We start from the raw sequence: 16,351 nt of genomic DNA, 5'->3' as shown, positions 1-16,351 counted from the left end.
AATGTATGGCTGACTGAAAGTGTTCCTCCTTTTGCAAGAGTGTACCACCGCCCACAAATAAAAGTGAGTTACTACGAAGACAGAGCCGATGTTCTGAATTTTTCAATCTAAAAAAAGACACAAATATGAAAGCGCATAGCATACTCGAAACCATAGGCAAAACGCCCCATGTGAAGATCAACCGCATGTTTAAAGACAAAGCGGAAGTATGGATGAAGTTGGAACGTGCTAATCCGGGCGGCAGCATCAAAGACCGCATCGCTTTGGCTATGATAGAGGATGCCGAAACAAGAGGTGTCCTGAAAAAGGATAGCGTGATCATTGAGCCCACTTCGGGTAATACCGGTGTCGGGCTGGCCATGGTCGCTGCTGTAAAAGGGTATCACCTGATCCTGGTCATGCCCGAGTCCATGTCCATTGAGCGACGCAGGCTGATGGCGGCTTATGGGGCCAAGCTGGAGCTGACACCTCGTGAAAAAGGCATGAAAGGAGCGATAGACCGTGCCCGTGAAATGCTCGAAGAACACGAAAACTCCTGGATGCCCATGCAGTTTGACAACGAAGCCAACACACAGGTCCACATTGAGACCACAGCGCAGGAGATTATGGCTGATTTTCCGGAAGGTTTTGACTATCTGATTACCGGGGTGGGTACAGGTGGTCACATAACAGGTGTAGCCAGGGTACTGAAGCGGCACTTCCCCAATCTGAAGGTATACGCCGTAGAGCCTGCCGCCTCTCCGGTGTTGAGCGGTGGCCAGCCGGGCCCGCACCCGATACAAGGCGTAGGAGCCGGGTTTGTGCCCAGTATAATGGACACCAGTCTGCTGGATGGTGTAATAACGGTGGCAGCCGACGATGCCTACGATTATGCCAGGAGAGTGGCTATGGAAGAAGGAATATTTGTGGGAGTATCTTCAGGTGCCTCTCTGGCAGCCGTGCAGCAGAAACTGGACGAAGAAATTCCGGATGGTGCCAGGGTACTAACCTTTTGCTACGACACAGGCGAGCGCTACCTGTCTGTAGAGGGATTGTTTGTATAGCGCAAAAGCATATCTAAAAAAGCTGCGCCGCCTGTTGCCCTATGTAACAGGCGGCGCAGCTTTTTTATCAGGCAGCCAGCAGTTCCTGAATGTCCTCGTTTAGCGATTGCTTCACTTTTTCCAGCTGTCCGTCGGTCATGGTGCGCTGCAGAGCCCGGAAGACAGCCCGGAAAGCCGCTGTGATTTCTTCATCCTGCTGAAAGTCGTTATTAGCCGCAAAAGCATTCTTGTTGCGGATGTAATTGATCCAATCGTTCGCATCCCGTATCCTGACCGGCACTTTGGATGTGTCATACTGGTCGAAGTAGATGCCCTTCCAGAAGATAGGCAGCTGTGCGGCAAATTGTACGGCATCATTTACAGGCAATCTGTCCCGTATGGATTGCAGCACGGCTCTGAAAATGCGGCCGGCTTTGTTGAGGTCATCTGTTTGCAGCTCCGCCGCTACATCCTGCAGCATTACTGTCGCGTTTTTGATGTTGTCTTCAAAATTAAATGGCATTGACATAGATCCTCCCTTCTTTAAGCGTTGCGTCCTATATGGTACGGGCAGTATGGGGGCATGTTCCGGAATATTTAACCTCTCAGGTATAACAAGCCGAGGCGTATTGGTATAAAATGGAGTCGCGTTTGCGCTACAGCTTATAACCGTACAGTATGATAGGAGTTAAGGGATGTCGGATATTACACACCTTCTGATTACGACTGATTTTGAGGAGTAAATCTGGTCCTCTCATGGAAGTCGCGGTAGGTATAAGTGTAGTGGTTATAAAGATTTTACATAGATAAATGAACGTAAAAAGGCCAAAATACCCGATTAGGGGCGCTCTAATCAGCCAAAATTGTAGAGCTGGTAGAATGAAAATAATTTCCGTGGTTTTAGTATAAAATTATCTATATATTGTACCGGTATTGAAGCAACGTGAATTATGAATGCCCAAGTCTCCTCGGTATCTCATTCGATATATAACAACAAAGGTGCGTTTGCGCTCTTATTAGGCTCTGGTGTTTCCAGCGGTGCCGGCATACCTACGGGTAGTGACATAGCACTGGACCTGATCAGGCAGATAGCTGTGCTGGAAAATGCGAATTGTGAGCCGGAACCGGAGGAATGGTTTTTTAAGCGGTTTGGAGAAAGGCCAGGCTATGCAAGTCTGCTGGAGCCGCTTACGAACACAGAGACGGAGCGGCAAAATCTCTTGCGAAGATATTTTGAGCCCAACGAAACCGAACTTGAGGAGGGGCTGAAGAAGCCAACACTTGCCCACCAAACAATTGCCCGTCTGGTTAGCAAAGGCTATGTACGGGTGATCATCACAACTACCCTCGACAGGCTGGTAGAAAATGCCTTGAGATGCATCGGTATAGAGCCTGTTGTGATAAGCTGCCCCGGCCATATCGTAAACTCCCTTCCTATTGTTCACTCCAGGGTTACCGTCATTAAAGTAAACGGGGACTACATGGACTCCAGTTTCCTGAATGTAAAGAGTGAAGCAGATAAGTACGAGGAAAGGTTATCGGAGCTGTTGCGCTATGTGTCTGACAATTTTGGGTTGATAACCTGCGGGTGGACGGGCACTAGTGATCGTGTGCTAAAGGAGGCCTTGGAAACTTCAAATAAGTTCAGGTTCTCTAATTACTTCACGTATTCAGACAAGGTAGGCAATGAACTAGAGGAGTTAGCCTACATTAGAAGAGGGAAAGCTGTGAGCATTACCAATGCCGACTTGTTCTTTAAAGAACTACACGAAAAGATAGAGGTGCTAGAAAGCACCAAATCTGCAGATCTTTCAACGTCGCAGATTGCACTGACCAAGTTGAAGAAGTTTATCGTGCATGATGAGCAGATCATATCGCTTCATGATCTTATAAGAAGTGAAGTCGATCGGATAAACTTTAATTTCAATGCTTTGCCGTTCGCAGGCACCCCAACCAAAGAAGGAATTAAGGGGAGGGTAAACTATTACTTCAAACAGTGCAGTTCCCTGAGCAGCTTATTTGTCAATGGGGTTTACTGGGGTAAAGAACAACACCATTCAATCTGGCTTAACAGTCTAGCCTGTTTCACGTCTGCAAAAGAGAGGGACGAAGACGGAGGCGTATGGCTGGATCTCGAAACGCTACCAGGACTTATCTTCCTGTACAGCATAGGACTTGCCAGCATCATGAAGAAAGACTACAGGTTGCTGTCCAAGATGTTCTCCATGACTTCCCATTTAAGGTATGGCGAGGCTCCGATTCTAGACCATGTCAATGTGGCTAAAGTATTGGACTATGATACGCTGCGGGAGGCTCTTGGCAACAGGCAGCTTGTGCCGATGTCTGAATTACTGTTCTCTGAACTGAAACCACTTTTCAATTCTTTCCTGCCGCACAGCAAGGACTATGAAAACATATTCGATATGTTCGAGTACCTGTTAGCTTTGGCTCATACCAAGAAAATGGGCAAAGGGCGGGTTCCTGTTGGCAGGTTTGGGTATAGAGTAAAGCAGAGTGGCATCAAACATCCGTTTGAGCAAATCGCCAATGAACTAGGTACTCACAAAGAGGCTGAAAACCTGTTTTCTTCTTCTCTCTTTGTCGATATAGCAGACCTGAAGCACACAGAGAAGAAATTCAAAGAATACTTTGACAAGCTGTCTGGTTATTATTTTTAGAGGGTCAGATTAGTACTGGTAGTGATTTAATAAAATAACGCGATGGATTTTGTTACCATAGACTTTGAGACAGCTACCTCAGAAAGAAATAGCCCCTGTGAAATCGGTTTGACTTTCGTGGAAGACAATAAAATTACTGAAACTAAGTCTTGGTTGATAAAGCCTATCGGTAATGAGTTCGATGCATTTAATATTTCCATTCATGGTATAACTCCAAGAATGGTTGCGAATGCACCAGAGTTCGACTCCCTTTGGAGTGAGATCCACCCGCTTCTGGAGAATCAATTTTTAGTAGCGCATAACGCAAGTTTTGACTTTAGTGTGTTAAGGAGAACCCTTGATCTTTATAACCTGCCTTTTCCTAATTTAGACTATGCCTGTAGTTATATCTTCTCAAAGAATGTATGGGAAGATTTGCCGTCATATGGGCTTGCGGCCCTTTGCAAAGCAAATAACATATCATTAAACCACCATAGGGCTGCTGCTGATAGCTTGGCCACAGCTGAGCTATCCCTTAAGGCATTTGATCTGAAAGGAGTGTACTCGCTTGAGTGTTTTCCAGAAAAGCTCAAAACAGTTGTTGGGAAAATTCATAGTGACGGTTATAGACCATGTGAAACCAAGTATACCCGAACAAGAACAGATTATAGTGCTATCGTTGGGGATCCTAGTAAGCATGATCCGTTTAATTTCTTTTATGGGAAAAGGGTAGTTTTCACAGGCACTTTATCATCCATGCAGAGAAAAGACGCCATTCAATTAGTTGCTGATATCGGGGGAATACCAGATGCAGGAGTAACTAAGAAAACAAATGTACTTGTGGTAGGACAGCAAGATTATAGAGTTGTTGGTGATGACGGAATGAGCAGTAAGCAGGAGAAAGCGGTATTGCTTTTAGATAAAGGGGCTGATATTGAGATAATATCTGAACAAGAATTCCTGCAACATATTTAGATCCACAATAAGCATCCCATTATTATCGTAACAAATAGTTTTCTCTAGATCAAGGATGTTTTACTTTTTACTTGAACAAAAGGAAAAGTATCACATAGAACTTTAGAGTTGTTTGCACAAAAAAGCTCTTACGATGCAAAATCATAAGAGCTTTTTTATTGGAGAGTATTGGAGTCGAACCGATGACCTTCCAGACACTTTAACTCGCTGAGCTGATCAATTGCTCAATATATTTCCGACTTTTCTTTCTTTTAATCTCGCCCTCTCTTTTACGGGCAAGCTGGTTTGTCGGGTAAGCTTCATTATGCCTAAGCTTCCAAGGTACACCTGCTTTTGTGGAGGTATTACGCCCAGCATTGTGCTGTGACAGTCTGACTTCTAAGTCCTGGCAGCTGCCCACGTAGTAGCGGTCTGTCTTTTCAGAGTAAAGTATGTAGGTATAAGCCATATAAAAGAAAAAGGCAACCCTGTTCAGGTTGCCTTTGTGGAGAATATCGGAGTCGAACCGATGACCTCTTGCATGCCATGCAAGCGCTCTAGCCAGCTGAGCTAATCCCCCGCTTGAGTGTCACAAAATTAGGACAAATTTTGAATATGCAAAAACTGGAGCGCTATATTTTGAAAATAAAAAAGGCGGGACATTTGTCCCGCCTTTTTGCTATATAAGCTATTCTGCTTAGTTGAAGATGTAACGCAGACCAAGCTGCATGCTCCATGTGCTAGATAAGCTGAAGTTCTCACGGAATGGAGAGTCTGGCAGGAATGTATTGCCATCGTTGTCACGTACCGTGATCATGTTGTAAGTAGGAACGCCTTCAGCTGAAACTGCAGCAACTCTCAACAGCTGGTAGTGGAAGTTAGAACCACCGTTCAGTTGCTGTCTTACACCCCATGCAGAGTTCAGCATGTTACCGATGTTGTTCACGTCAACGCTCACCTGAAGTGTGTTGCGCTTGCCACCGATGTTACCGAAAACGTCCTGTAGCAATCTGAAGTCAAACTGGTTGAACCATGGCATCAGACCATTGTTACGCTCAGCATAAGCACCTCTTTCTAAGCCTTGGTTAGCTACGAATGTATCGAAAGCCTGACGCTGCTGCTCAGCAGTGAACTGTACCTGACCATTGCTCATGATAGGAGCGAAGTTCATTTCAGCAGAGCTGGTTGGGATCCAAAGCAGGTCGTTGCTGATACCGTCTCTGTTTACGTCACCGTTGTAGATGTAAGAGAAGCGGCCCTGAGCAGAACCCTGGTAGAACAGGGATACTGTAGTAGCAAGACGGTTAGCATACTCCAGACGGTAAGAAGCGTTAGCTACTACACGGTGAGGAGTCGCGAACTGAGAAATACCCATCAGCAATTCGTTTGGATCGTTGATAGAGTAGTTGTTAGACCAGGCAGAACCAGCGTTAGAACCTGGGTTGCCAGTGATGTCTTTCGCCTGCGTGTAAGTATAGAAAGCAGAACCGAAGAAGCCTGTTCTAGAGTTAAGTGACAGACCAGCAGTTGCTGACAGCGAGTGGCCTTTGTCTGTGTTCGACAGAACGATAGCCTCACGAGTGGCAGTAGTGTACTGAGCGTTAGAAGAACCATTCCAGAAGTCACGGTTATCACCGTTGTTGTTCAATTGCAGCTCAGCTGGCTTTCTGTTAGCGTTGAACTGGTAAACACCTACCAGGTCTTTTGTGTAAAGGATGTCCGCAGTAGCTACCAATGGAGTACCAGGGATTGTGTAGTCAGCACCTAAGCTGCTTCTCCATACCTGTGGCATTTTGAAGTTACGGTCAACAAGGGCAAAGCTACCAGGGGCACCAGCGTTTGGCTGACGGATGAACACGTTAGACGGGCCATTCTCTAACCAGTAAAGACGCTCAGGCTGGAAACGGATCACGTCAAGTGCGCTTGAAGGAACACCTTCCAATACGTTCTGGATTACACCAGCGTTAGTAGGCATGTTTGTCAACCATACGAAAGGAATACGGCCAGAGAAGATACCTGTACCACCACGAAGTGACAGTGAACGGTCTTCCAACAGATCAAGGTTGAAACCGATACGTGGCGACAGCAGAACTCTTGACTTAGGCCACTCACCGCTAGAGTAAGTTGTTGGGTTTCCGTCAGTGTCAAGCAGTGTCAGGTTGTCAATTGATGAGTTTGGAGTCAGGTCGTTCATGTAAACTGGCAGCTCAGCACGCACACCCATAGTCAGGTTCAGGCGATCAGTTGCAGCGAATTTATCCTGTACGTACAGACCAGCCATACCGAAGTTGATGCGTGAATATGGATCCTGACCTTCGTAAGGGTAAGTCAGACCAAACTGAAGCGGACGGGCATCATTGATGAAATCATCCACAGAAGCATAACGGTAGTAAGAAGTACCGTACCGCTGGTAGCTGTTACCGAAGTTCTGTACCTCAAAGCTGGCACCACCTGTCAGGTTGTGCTTGCCCAGCATGTAAGAAAGGTTATTGATGAACGAGTAGTTGTTGTTAATTACGTCGTTGTTGTAAGTAAACAGTTCGTAACCGAAGTTCATGTACTGGTCACCGTCTTTCCAGATGTCAACAAATGGGAAGATGCTGCTTGGAGAAGTACGTGTGTCCTGAATACGGCTGTAAGTAGCCAGGAACTGGTTAGAAAGTACAGAAGAGAATGTGCTGTTCAATTCAGCTGTTACGGAACGTACAGAGTTTTCGAAACCGTAGTTAGAACCAGCGAAAGAAAGCGCGTTCTGGCCGATACGGGCAGAGCTGGCACGTGGGTTAGGAGCAGAGCTTGCGTTTACAGTCTGGTCACTTGTACCTACTACCTGGTTGTAACGAAGTGTGAACTTGTGCATGTCGCTGATGTTCCAGTCGATACGCGTCAAGAACTTCGTGTTTTTGTTGTTAAACTCGTTTGCGTAGTTCTCATAAGCACCTGGGTCATAACCATACTTGGTGATCAGGTGCTGACGAACGCGCTCCAGGTCTTCTGCAGTAGTTCTGGAAACGTTTGGACCACTAAGGCCTGGACGGGAAGCTACCCAGTTTACACCAGGGTAAGTTTCGTTTTCGTGCTCGAAGTTAGCGAAGAAGAACAATTTGTTTTTGATGATCGGACCACCAAGACGGGCACCGAAGATCTGGTTCTTTCTTTCAGTCTGCTCTGGCAGTTCGTTGTCACCAACTTTTCTACCGTTGAAATCCTGGTTTCTGTAGAAGGTATAAGCAGAACCAGAGAATTGGTTTGTACCGCTACGTGTTACAGCGTTGATACCAGCACCAGTAAAGCCTGACTGACGTACGTCGTAAGGAGCGATGTTTACCTGAACCTCTTCGATCGCGTCAAGAGAGATTGGCTGAGAGTTGCCACCAGGAAGTGGGTTAGAGCTAAGACCGAAGCCGTTGTTGAAGTTAGCACCGTCTACCTGAAGGTTGTTGAAACGACCGTCGCGGCCAGCAAAACCGTTACCGTTTGCCTGTGGAGTCAGACGTGTGAAGTCTGTAACACTTCTGTTGATAGTAGGAAGTTTCTCCAGCTGCTGTATGCCTACGTTAGTAGCGGCACCTGTTTTGTTAGCGTTGAACACAGAAGAGCGGTCAGTGCTAACAATTACTTCCTGAAGCTGCTGACCACCGTCAGCCATTGTTGCATCAAGCTGGTAAGGAACACCCAGGCTCAATGAAATGTTGCTGTAAACTTTTGGCTCGTAGCCAATGTAGCTTACTTCGATGGTGTAAGGACCACCAACGCGAACGTTAGGAACGTTAAAACGACCCTCAACATTCGTCACACCACCGTACGTAGTGCCTGAAGGACCGTGTGTTGCTCTTACGGTTGCACCGATCAAAGCTTCACCTTTTGAATCCTTAACGGATCCGGTAATACTACTTGTTGTTACTTGGGCGTGCATAGTAACCACGCACAGCAACATAAGCAGTGTTGATAGTAATAACTTTTTCATAAAAGATTGATTGATTTTTGCCCGCAAAATTAGAGGGTATAATTCGAAATGCAACTACTTAATGATTAAATTATTATTAATAATCTGTCTTATGTTATTTGCTTTTTAGCAACAAAAAATTAATGTAAATTGCGAACATACTACTTGTCTAAACACTGAGTGCCAAAAAGAAAGGCGGAGCCATACAGCTCCGCCTTTCTTTTTAGCACTCAGTTAATTTTTGGACAGAGTTTACTTTTAATTGAAAATGTAGCGAATACCGAATTGGGCTCTCCATCGTGACGAAAAGTCATTCACAAAATAAGGATTTCCGTCTGTAAGACCGCGACCGGTATAGTTGAAGCGGGGTGTTGTAGTGCCGGGCTCGTAGCCTACAAAATCAATGGCCTGGAAGGCGTTGAAAGTGGCAGTGTACTGTCGCCCCCAGTCTTTGTTGAGTAGGTTCGTGAAATTGAAGATGTCAAAGGTCAGTTGCAGCCGGTGGGCGTTATCATTTTGCCCTACCCTGAATTCCTGCATAATGCGCAGGTCAATCTGGTTGGTCCACGGAAGTCTGTCTCCGTTTCGCTCGGCATACTGGCCACGTCTGTCACTTAGATAGTCATTGCTGCTGATAAAGGCATCCAACGCCTGCCACTGCTGTTCAGGTGATACGACCGTTCCATCCCGATCGGTAAAAGGTACCAGGTTTATCTCTGCCGCATTGCCTGGCACATAGATCAGGTCATTGGTTCTGCCGGCATCATTGTTCACGTCTCCATTGTAGATGTAGGAAAGCGGCACCCCTGTCTGTCCGTTATAGAAGGCAGAAATAGTAGTACCTGCAAAGCCCAGGTAGTTTAAATTATACGTAAGGCCGGCCACCACCCTGGATCGCACATCATTGTCGGCAAAGGCTTCCCTTACGTTATTGAGACCCTCCACCTGGTTCACGTTAATCCAGTTAGATCGGGCCTGGCTGGAGTTGCCGGGGTTCACATCCTTGGCTCGGGAATAGGTATAGGCCAATGAACCTGAAATACCGTTTTCCACAAAGGTCTTTTGTAATTGACCTGTCAGACTGTAGCCAAAACCACGGCTGGTATTAGTAAGGTAGATGATATCCTGGAAATTATTGCCCTGTATACGGCCAAACACAGGCCGATTGTCTGCTCCGGTCAAAGTGCCGGTTTGCTCCAGGTTCAGGTTCTGATAATAGATATTATTCAGGTTTTTGGAGTATATACCTTCCAGCGTTGCGATCAGATCAAAAGGGAGGCGATGGTCAACGGCAGCGTTTACCCTGAACAACTGCGGAAACTTAAAGTCAGGATCTGTGATATTGATCTCGGCTGTTCTGTCTGACAAGCCTACCGTGGTGGCTGTTGGCTGGGTGTTAGGGTTTGGGTTGAAGCGAATCTGCTCCAGCAGCGGGCCGGAAGTGAGTGCCAGACTACCCAGCATTTGTCCTGTATTGGTATATTGATTCGCTATCCACACGAAGGGTGCTCTACCAGTGAAGACCCCGGCTCCGCCACGTACCTGCGTATTGCCATCATCAAACACATCCCAGTTGACGCCAACACGGGGGGAGAGCATAAACTGAGCGCCTGGGGTCTTGTCAGTGGCCAGACCTCTGCCGGCAAACGCCTCATTGAACTCTGCATTGGCAGCCGGATCATCACTAAATGTCGGGATGTCAAGGCGTATACCTGCCGTTACCTTCAGGTTATTGCGTACGGCGTACTCGTCCTGTGCATAAAATCCGAGCTGAAAAGCAGAGAACTCTGCGCCCTGCTGACGATTATCGGTGCGGGAGTAGTTGCGGAAGAAAGCACCGGGTGCAGCTTCGTCGGGTGTGCCAATCGCTTCGAAAGCTTCGAGGGAGTTGTATTCATAGGCTCCAAACTCCTGCCGGATGAACAAATTGTAGGTTTTGTAAAACTCATTGTGCGTACCCAGCGTGATGGTGTGCTTACCCAGAAATGCGTTGAAGTTGTTCGTAATAGTGAGCACATCCTGATCAAGCTGGTTTTGCACCGAAAACGGCTCACTACCCAGCGAAATAGTTCGGCCACCAGACAAGCGGATCAGTACGTTCGGGAAAGGGTCGCCTATGATATCACGGTCGTCACGCACTGCAGTGAAGCCGATCAGAGCTTCATTGGCAAACTGCCCCCCAAACTGACTGCGCAGCTGCATAACGGTCGAGTTGGTGGTACTCGGGAAAAATTCGGCGTTGTTGGCAAAGCGGAGGGCATTCGGAGTGCGGGCGTTGTCACGGTTTTCGCCATATACGTAGCTGTGCCGGAGGGTAAGTTGGTGGTTGTCGGTGATGTTCCAGTCGAGTCGGGCGAAAATCTTGTCACTCAGCGTTTCGTCATCTATCCCCCTAAAGCTGCCCGGGTCATAACCCAAGCGATTGGCAACGTTCAGCACTCTGTTTGCCTCGTCCACTGTGATATTGGAGCCGGGGCTTCCCGGTTCGAACAGCAGCGGAGCTACTCTTTTGGTCTTTTCGCCATTCACAAAGAAGAACAGCTTGTCCCGGATGATCGGGCCGCCAAGTCGCAGGCCCATCTGGTAGTCTGTAAAGTCCGGCAGCCTGGTTCTGGCGTCATCAGGGCTTTTGCCCACTAATGCTTCATTGTTGCCAAAATAGTAGGCAGACCCCGTAAAACGGTTGGACCCGCTGCGGGTAATCGCGTTGATACCACCGCCTGTAAAGCCGCTTTGTCTGACATCAAAAGGAGCAATCACAACCTGTATCGCCTCAATGGCATCCAGCGAGATCGGCTGCACGCCGGTTTGTCCACCGTTGGTACCACTGGCCGATAGACCAAATACGTCATTGTTTACGGTGCCATCTATCGAGAAATTGTTGAAGCGGTTGTTTTGGCCGGCAAACGATATACCTGACCCGGAGGTGGAGGCCTGTGGCGTGATACGGGTGAAGTCATTCAGGCTTCGGGAGATCGTGGGAAGTGACTCAAGCTGCTCTGTAGACACGTTGGTGGAAGCACCTGTTCTGTCGGAGTTGATCACTTTGTCCTGCGTCGCGGTTATCTGCACTTCGCCGAGAGTGGTTGTGCTTTCTGAAATGGTTAGATCCAGTCTGAAGTTCTGGCCGAGCGCCAGGTTGATGTTTTCGAATCGCTGCTCTTGGTAGCCCACATAGGAGGTTCTTACCGTGTAGGGCCCGCCTACACGCATGTTTTGGATATTGTAGCGACCTTCTGCATTCGTGGCGGCTACGTATTGCGTGTTGGTAGGCGTATGGACCGCAATAACTGTTGCGCCTGGTAGAGGGGAGCCGCTCTGGTCCTGTACCACACCGTTCATAGCCGCCGTTGTCGTACCCTGCGCCCAGGCTAGGTGGCCACTCATTAGCAGCAATATGGTCACAAGCAGCTTTGTGTAAATAGTCCTCATAATACTTATAAGCTAAATTGAAAAAATATAACTTCTTATAAGTACGTATGTATGAGTATTTTATCTCTTTTTTGTCTTGAAATTTTGTGGCCTTACAGGCTATGATGAAGGCTCCTTATAATGTATTTGGCTATAGGAATTGAATATGCCTAACTACCTATAAATTTTGGCAGTATCGGCAACGCATAGAATTACACCAAGAACCAATCAGTTACTATGCAGGACTTGTAATAAAATTTTGAAGAAATACAGGACGCAGCTTATTCCTCAAAAGGCCGCACTGCCTTGATAAAGATTTTTTGCCAGTAGTCAGAGTTAAGGTTGTTTTCAATTACGCCAAGACTGGTGGAGGCATGGATGAATTTAACTTCGCTGTCGTTTACAACTTCAGTCACCATGCCCACATGCGTGATCTCCCGGCTGTTTTTGTTAGCCCCAAAGAATACGAGGTCCCCTTCTTTGAGTTCCCTCACTTTTACGGTTTTACCGAAGCGGCTCTGCTCCTCCGATGTGCGCGGCAGGTTCACATTGATACTTTGGAAAGAGGTGCAGAGCAAGCCGGAGCAGTCCATACCTACGCGTGTCGTGCCACCCCACTTGTAAGGAGTGCCCGTGTAGGAGCGGGCTGTATGGATGACAGTGGCCACATGCTCGTCGAGGCGGCGCGGATTAGGTACGTTGGTGCGACTGGTACGGTCTTTCGACGCTACAGTACCTTTCCCACCGCTTCGGGCGGCCATTCTAGCTCTTTTGCGCTCCTGTCGCTTTTCCTCAGCTATTTCTCTGGCCGACTTATAAGTGTCGCCACGCTTGCTGAAGGTAGGCTTTGCTGATTGACAGGACGCCATCAATCCAATAAAAAAGATAAATAAAAGGTAACTGGTAATTGATGTTCTCAAAGCGTAACTTGGTAAATTGTGGCTAAAAAGATATTGGGCTTGCTAAATTAAGCATAAGCTATTTAATATAAAATGAATTTTAATAAGATAACTCCGGATCTGGTTGAAGCTTTCACCGCCATTGTCGGGCAGGAGCACCTAGTGCTGCCTGCTGACCAGGAGGGATTCGTGCGCTATACCCACGACGAAACAGAGGATCTACGCTACCTGCCTGAAGTGGTGCTCAAACCAAAGAACGCAGAAGAAATCAGTCATATTATGCGGTTATGCCACGAAAACAGCATACCTGTGACGCCTCGTGGGGCAGGTACCGGGCTGAGCGGCGGTGCGCTAGCCGTGCATGGGGGTGTGGTGCTGTCGATGGAGCGGCTTAATGCGATTATCCAGATTGATGAGCGCAACCTGCAGGCCACCGTTGAGCCCGGGGTAATCACGCAGGTGTTTCAGGAGGCGGTGATCGCCCGTGGGTTTTTCTACCCGCCTGACCCGTCGAGCCGGGGCAGTAGCCAACTGGGCGGCAACCTGAGCGAGTCTTCCGGTGGGCCCAGGGCGGTGAAGTACGGCGTTACCAAAGACTATGTGCTGAACGTGGAAGTGGTGCTGCCAAGCGGGGAAATCACCTGGACGGGGGCCAATGTGCTCAAAAACGCCACCGGGTATAATCTGACGCAATTGATGGTTGGGAGCGAAGGCACCTTGGGCATCATCACCAAAATTGTCTTTAAGCTTATACCTTACCCCACTCAAAACTTAGTGTTGCTGGTACCTTTCCGAAAAGAAGAAGAGGCGGCGGCAGCTGTATCCAGCATATTTACCGCAGGTATAGTGCCCTCTGCCCTCGAATTCATGGAGCGAGAAGCCATTGAGTGGACTTGCCGTTATATGAACCTGGATGTGCCTATGGCAGCTGATGAACGGGCGCACCTGCTCATAGAGCTCGATGGTAATGACATGGACCTGCTTTACATGGATGCGGAGCGGGTATATGAAGTACTGGAAACATTTGACGTAGGGGACATACTCGTGGCCGATACTGAGAAGCAAAAAGAAGACCTTTGGCGCCTGCGCCGAAATGTGGGGCATGCTGTGAAGAGCAACTCCATTTACAAAGAAGAAGACACGGTGGTGCCCCGTGCCGAACTGCCCATTCTATTACGTGGCGTAAAGGAGATCGGGGCAAGGTATAACTTCAAGTCTGTGTGCTACGGCCACGCCGGTGATGGCAACCTGCATATCAATATCGTGAAGGCTGACATGTCAGACGATGACTGGAACAACAAGCTACCCGAAGGTATAAAGGAGATCTTCAGGCTGTGTGTGTCACTGGGAGGTACCATATCGGGTGAGCATGGTATCGGTCTGGTGCAGCGTCCTTACATAGGTATAGCACTTAGTGAGGTTCAGCTCCGGCTTATGCAAGGTATAAAGCAGCTCTTTGACCCAAAGGGCATCCTGAATCCCGGAAAAATATTCTGAAAAAGAAAGCGGCAGTCATAAAATGGCTGCCGCTTTTTATTGATAGAGAACCGGAATAAGTTCTAATTCTCGGTATATATCAGGATTTGCGTTCATGGTTTGGCTTTTTGTCTTCCAGTGCCTCATCCAGCTGTCGCAAGGTGTCCCACGATTGTAGCAGGTTGCGTGGTGATTCGTGCAGTTCAGGTATAGAATTGCCTTGCGTCTCTCCCGCCTGCTGACCTGTACTCATGTTATACAACTTGTCCTGGGCTTGGTTAGCCTTCTCTGTCGCTTGGTGACTGCGAAACAAGGCCTCTTTTAAGGTTTTATCGGGTTCCGTCATAATCGCTCGTTTTATGTTTATGAATTGTGTAATGTCTTTTCCTTCTTTTTGTCTTCTTCTTTTATGAAGTTGCTCACATACCGGGAAACCTCATCGGCGTGCTCTTCCATCAGAAAGTGGCCGCTATCCTCAAAGTGCAGTACATAGCACTCATGGAAGAATTTTTTCCAGCGCTGTAATGCCTCAATTTTAACAAGCTTGTCACGCTCTCCCCATAAGATGAGGGTCGGAGTATCCTGAATCTTTTTGCGATCTTTCCAAAGTTCATCATACCACTTGCTTACACCTACCAGCTCCCGGGCGCAGGCCAGTGAGCTTACAGTGTCGTCTGGGTCGCCAAGTGCGCGGGTATACTGTTCTTTAAGCTTTTCCGGCATCTTGCTCTCCTGCCCAAACAGTTCGTGTACCAGTTGGTCTGTGGTGAGGTTGAGCTTGGAATGCAAAAACTTGCCCAGCGGGCCTACCAGATATTTACTGGCCTTTGAAAACACCTGATGGTTGGACAGAGACCAGGTCCAGGTATTGAGCATAACAATATTCTGCACCTTTTCAGGATGTTTGATCGCGTAGGCCAGCCCAATCGGCGCGCCAAAGTCATGTACCAGCAAGGTGATATTGTCAAGTCCCAAGTGCGCCATTAAATGCTCAAAGTTAGCGGCATGTGCCCTAGGCTTGTAACTCCAGTCCTTGGGTTTATCGGACAAGCCAAAGCCGATCAGATCCAGAGCCACACAGCGATATTTTTTGCTCAGGATCTTGATCAGGTTGCGGTAGGCAAACGACCAGGAGGGCGTACCATGGATCATAACGATCGGGTGGCCTTGCCCTTCATCGATATAATGCATCTTGCCTGCTTCTAATTCCAGGAATTTGGATTTGAAGGGGTATTCTTTGGTGTCCAGCCAGTCTGGTTTCATAGGTGACTCAGGGTGTGTTCTACCCTTATCTATACTTGAGACAAGAACTCAGGTTGTTGAGAAAAGTAAAAATATGTCAGTCGCTTCAATTTAGCTGGAGTACGGCGCTACTGGCAGATAATACTGACGTATATGAATGTGTTCTAGCAACACAGGCTGTCGGATAGAAAAGAAGTAGTATTGATTTATTTTAATTTTTGAGGATATACCGTAACACTTTTGTCCTGAACAAAGTAAGACAAGTCGCCGGTTCGCGGTATTTTGAAGGAAAGGCTCTGCCAGGTGATCAGATTGCCAGGTATTCCTAAGGCCGACATTAGTAGCCAAATTCAACTCCTTCTAAAAAAATGTTTAATTTTGACTTTTTAACTGTGTGGGTTTCATGGGGAACATCCCTGTGCAACTGTTTACATTTTATCAGAAGACAGGTGCTGGCTGCATAAGTTGATGCTTTCGCTCGCAAAATAAATTGCTCTATTAAGGGAGTGGTTTTTGAGAAATGGCAGCAATGGGATGCAGGCAAGCTCGTTGAGATTGCATATTGATTATTTTAAAGAACTCTAAGTTTGTACTTCATTAATAATATTTACCTATGAGAATAGCTGTAGTTGGCACCGGTTACGTGGGCCTTGTGACGGGCACCTGCTTTGCCGAGGTGGGCATCGACGTGACCTGCATCGACATCGACTCCAAGAAGATAGACAACCTCAAGCAGGGCATCCT

General features: G+C 47.5%; 12 protein-coding genes and 1 tRNA gene. 5 read left to right on the top strand and 8 right to left on the bottom strand.

Translation table 11 applies throughout. From position 1 onward, the window contains the following. Positions 1–125: 125 nt before the first annotated feature. Positions 126–1,043 carry a cysteine synthase A gene (cysK, locus tag I0P70_RS21025; RefSeq protein WP_196121104.1) on the top strand — a complete coding sequence of 306 codons (918 nt, stop codon included), beginning with the start codon at positions 126–128 and terminating at the stop codon, positions 1,041–1,043. A 67-nt stretch (positions 1,044–1,110) separates the two neighbouring features. Here the strand turns inward: cysK and I0P70_RS21020 are convergent, their stop codons facing one another. After that, on the bottom strand, positions 1,111–1,551 hold the full coding sequence (locus I0P70_RS21020) for a DUF2267 domain-containing protein (protein ID WP_230392341.1): 441 nt from the start codon (positions 1,549–1,551) through the stop codon (positions 1,111–1,113). Between the two features lie 421 nt (positions 1,552–1,972). Between I0P70_RS21020 and I0P70_RS21015 the strand changes: the two genes are divergently transcribed. Both I0P70_RS21015 and I0P70_RS21010 read left to right on the top strand, forming a co-directional pair. Continuing rightward, a complete protein-coding gene (locus tag I0P70_RS21015; protein ID WP_196121103.1) occupies positions 1,973–3,700 on the top strand; it encodes a hypothetical protein in 1,728 nt (575 codons plus the stop codon). Between the two features lie 42 nt (positions 3,701–3,742). Continuing rightward, positions 3,743–4,654, top strand: coding sequence for an exonuclease domain-containing protein (locus tag I0P70_RS21010; protein WP_196121102.1), 912 nt, complete (start codon positions 3,743–3,745; stop codon positions 4,652–4,654). A gap of 199 nt (positions 4,655–4,853) precedes the next feature. On the opposite strand, the gene I0P70_RS21640 is transcribed toward I0P70_RS21010, so the two are convergent. The 5 genes from I0P70_RS21640 to I0P70_RS20985 form a co-directional block, all read right to left on the bottom strand. Next, entirely contained in the window at positions 4,854–5,102 is a 249-nt protein-coding gene (locus I0P70_RS21640; protein WP_196121101.1) for a GIY-YIG nuclease family protein, read from the bottom strand. 37 nt (positions 5,103–5,139) lie between these two features. Continuing rightward, a tRNA-Ala gene (locus I0P70_RS21000) sits at positions 5,140–5,213 on the bottom strand. 117 nt (positions 5,214–5,330) lie between these two features. Next, a complete protein-coding gene (locus tag I0P70_RS20995; RefSeq protein WP_230392340.1) occupies positions 5,331–8,600 on the bottom strand; it encodes a TonB-dependent receptor domain-containing protein in 3,270 nt (1,089 codons plus the stop codon). Between the two features lie 237 nt (positions 8,601–8,837). Further along, positions 8,838–12,011, bottom strand: a complete 3,174-nt coding sequence (locus I0P70_RS20990) for a TonB-dependent receptor (protein ID WP_196121100.1) — start codon at positions 12,009–12,011, stop codon at positions 8,838–8,840. Positions 12,012–12,271: 260 nt separating this feature from the next. Next, complete coding sequence (locus I0P70_RS20985; protein ID WP_196121105.1) at positions 12,272–12,859, bottom strand: C40 family peptidase; 588 nt, start codon at positions 12,857–12,859, stop codon at positions 12,272–12,274. A 123-nt stretch (positions 12,860–12,982) separates the two neighbouring features. On the opposite strand from I0P70_RS20985, the gene I0P70_RS20980 reads away from it, so the two are divergent. After that, positions 12,983–14,386, top strand: a complete 1,404-nt coding sequence (locus tag I0P70_RS20980) for an FAD-binding oxidoreductase (protein WP_196121099.1) — start codon at positions 12,983–12,985, stop codon at positions 14,384–14,386. A 79-nt stretch (positions 14,387–14,465) separates the two neighbouring features. Here the strand turns inward: I0P70_RS20980 and I0P70_RS20975 are convergent, their stop codons facing one another. Both I0P70_RS20975 and I0P70_RS20970 read right to left on the bottom strand, forming a co-directional pair. After that, positions 14,466–14,711 carry a hypothetical protein gene (locus I0P70_RS20975; RefSeq protein ID WP_196121098.1) on the bottom strand — a complete coding sequence of 82 codons (246 nt, stop codon included), beginning with the start codon at positions 14,709–14,711 and terminating at the stop codon, positions 14,466–14,468. 17 nt (positions 14,712–14,728) lie between these two features. Continuing rightward, positions 14,729–15,628 carry an alpha/beta fold hydrolase gene (locus I0P70_RS20970; protein ID WP_196121097.1) on the bottom strand — a complete coding sequence of 300 codons (900 nt, stop codon included), beginning with the start codon at positions 15,626–15,628 and terminating at the stop codon, positions 14,729–14,731. Between the two features lie 592 nt (positions 15,629–16,220). On the opposite strand from I0P70_RS20970, the gene I0P70_RS20965 reads away from it, so the two are divergent. After that, positions 16,221–16,351: 3-hydroxyacyl-CoA dehydrogenase NAD-binding domain-containing protein (locus I0P70_RS20965; protein WP_196118747.1), on the top strand; the 131-nt coding region annotated here is incomplete at its 3' end.

The sequence above is a fragment of the Pontibacter sp. FD36 genome, from assembly GCF_015686655.1.
Lineage (GTDB): Bacteria > Bacteroidota > Bacteroidia > Cytophagales > Hymenobacteraceae > Pontibacter.
This window is presented reverse-complemented; position numbering and strand designations above follow the sequence as displayed.

Coding starts and splice junctions, on each gene's coding strand:
- I0P70_RS20980 (WP_196121099.1), top strand. CDS start 12,983: ATGAATTTTAATAAGATAACTCCGGATCTGGTTGAAGCTTTCACCGCC.
- I0P70_RS20975 (WP_196121098.1), bottom strand. CDS start 14,711: ATGACGGAACCCGATAAAACCTTAAAAGAGGCCTTGTTTCGCAGTCAC.
- I0P70_RS21640 (WP_196121101.1), bottom strand. CDS start 5,102: ATGGCTTATACCTACATACTTTACTCTGAAAAGACAGACCGCTACTAC.
- I0P70_RS20970 (WP_196121097.1), bottom strand. CDS start 15,628: ATGAAACCAGACTGGCTGGACACCAAAGAATACCCCTTCAAATCCAAA.
- I0P70_RS21010 (WP_196121102.1), top strand. CDS start 3,743: ATGGATTTTGTTACCATAGACTTTGAGACAGCTACCTCAGAAAGAAAT.
- I0P70_RS20985 (WP_196121105.1), bottom strand. CDS start 12,859: ATGGCGTCCTGTCAATCAGCAAAGCCTACCTTCAGCAAGCGTGGCGAC.
- cysK (WP_196121104.1), top strand. CDS start 126: ATGAAAGCGCATAGCATACTCGAAACCATAGGCAAAACGCCCCATGTG.
- I0P70_RS21015 (WP_196121103.1), top strand. CDS start 1,973: ATGAATGCCCAAGTCTCCTCGGTATCTCATTCGATATATAACAACAAA.
- I0P70_RS20990 (WP_196121100.1), bottom strand. CDS start 12,011: ATGAGGACTATTTACACAAAGCTGCTTGTGACCATATTGCTGCTAATG.
- I0P70_RS21020 (WP_230392341.1), bottom strand. CDS start 1,551: ATGTCAATGCCATTTAATTTTGAAGACAACATCAAAAACGCGACAGTA.
- I0P70_RS20995 (WP_230392340.1), bottom strand. CDS start 8,600: ATGAAAAAGTTATTACTATCAACACTGCTTATGTTGCTGTGCGTGGTT.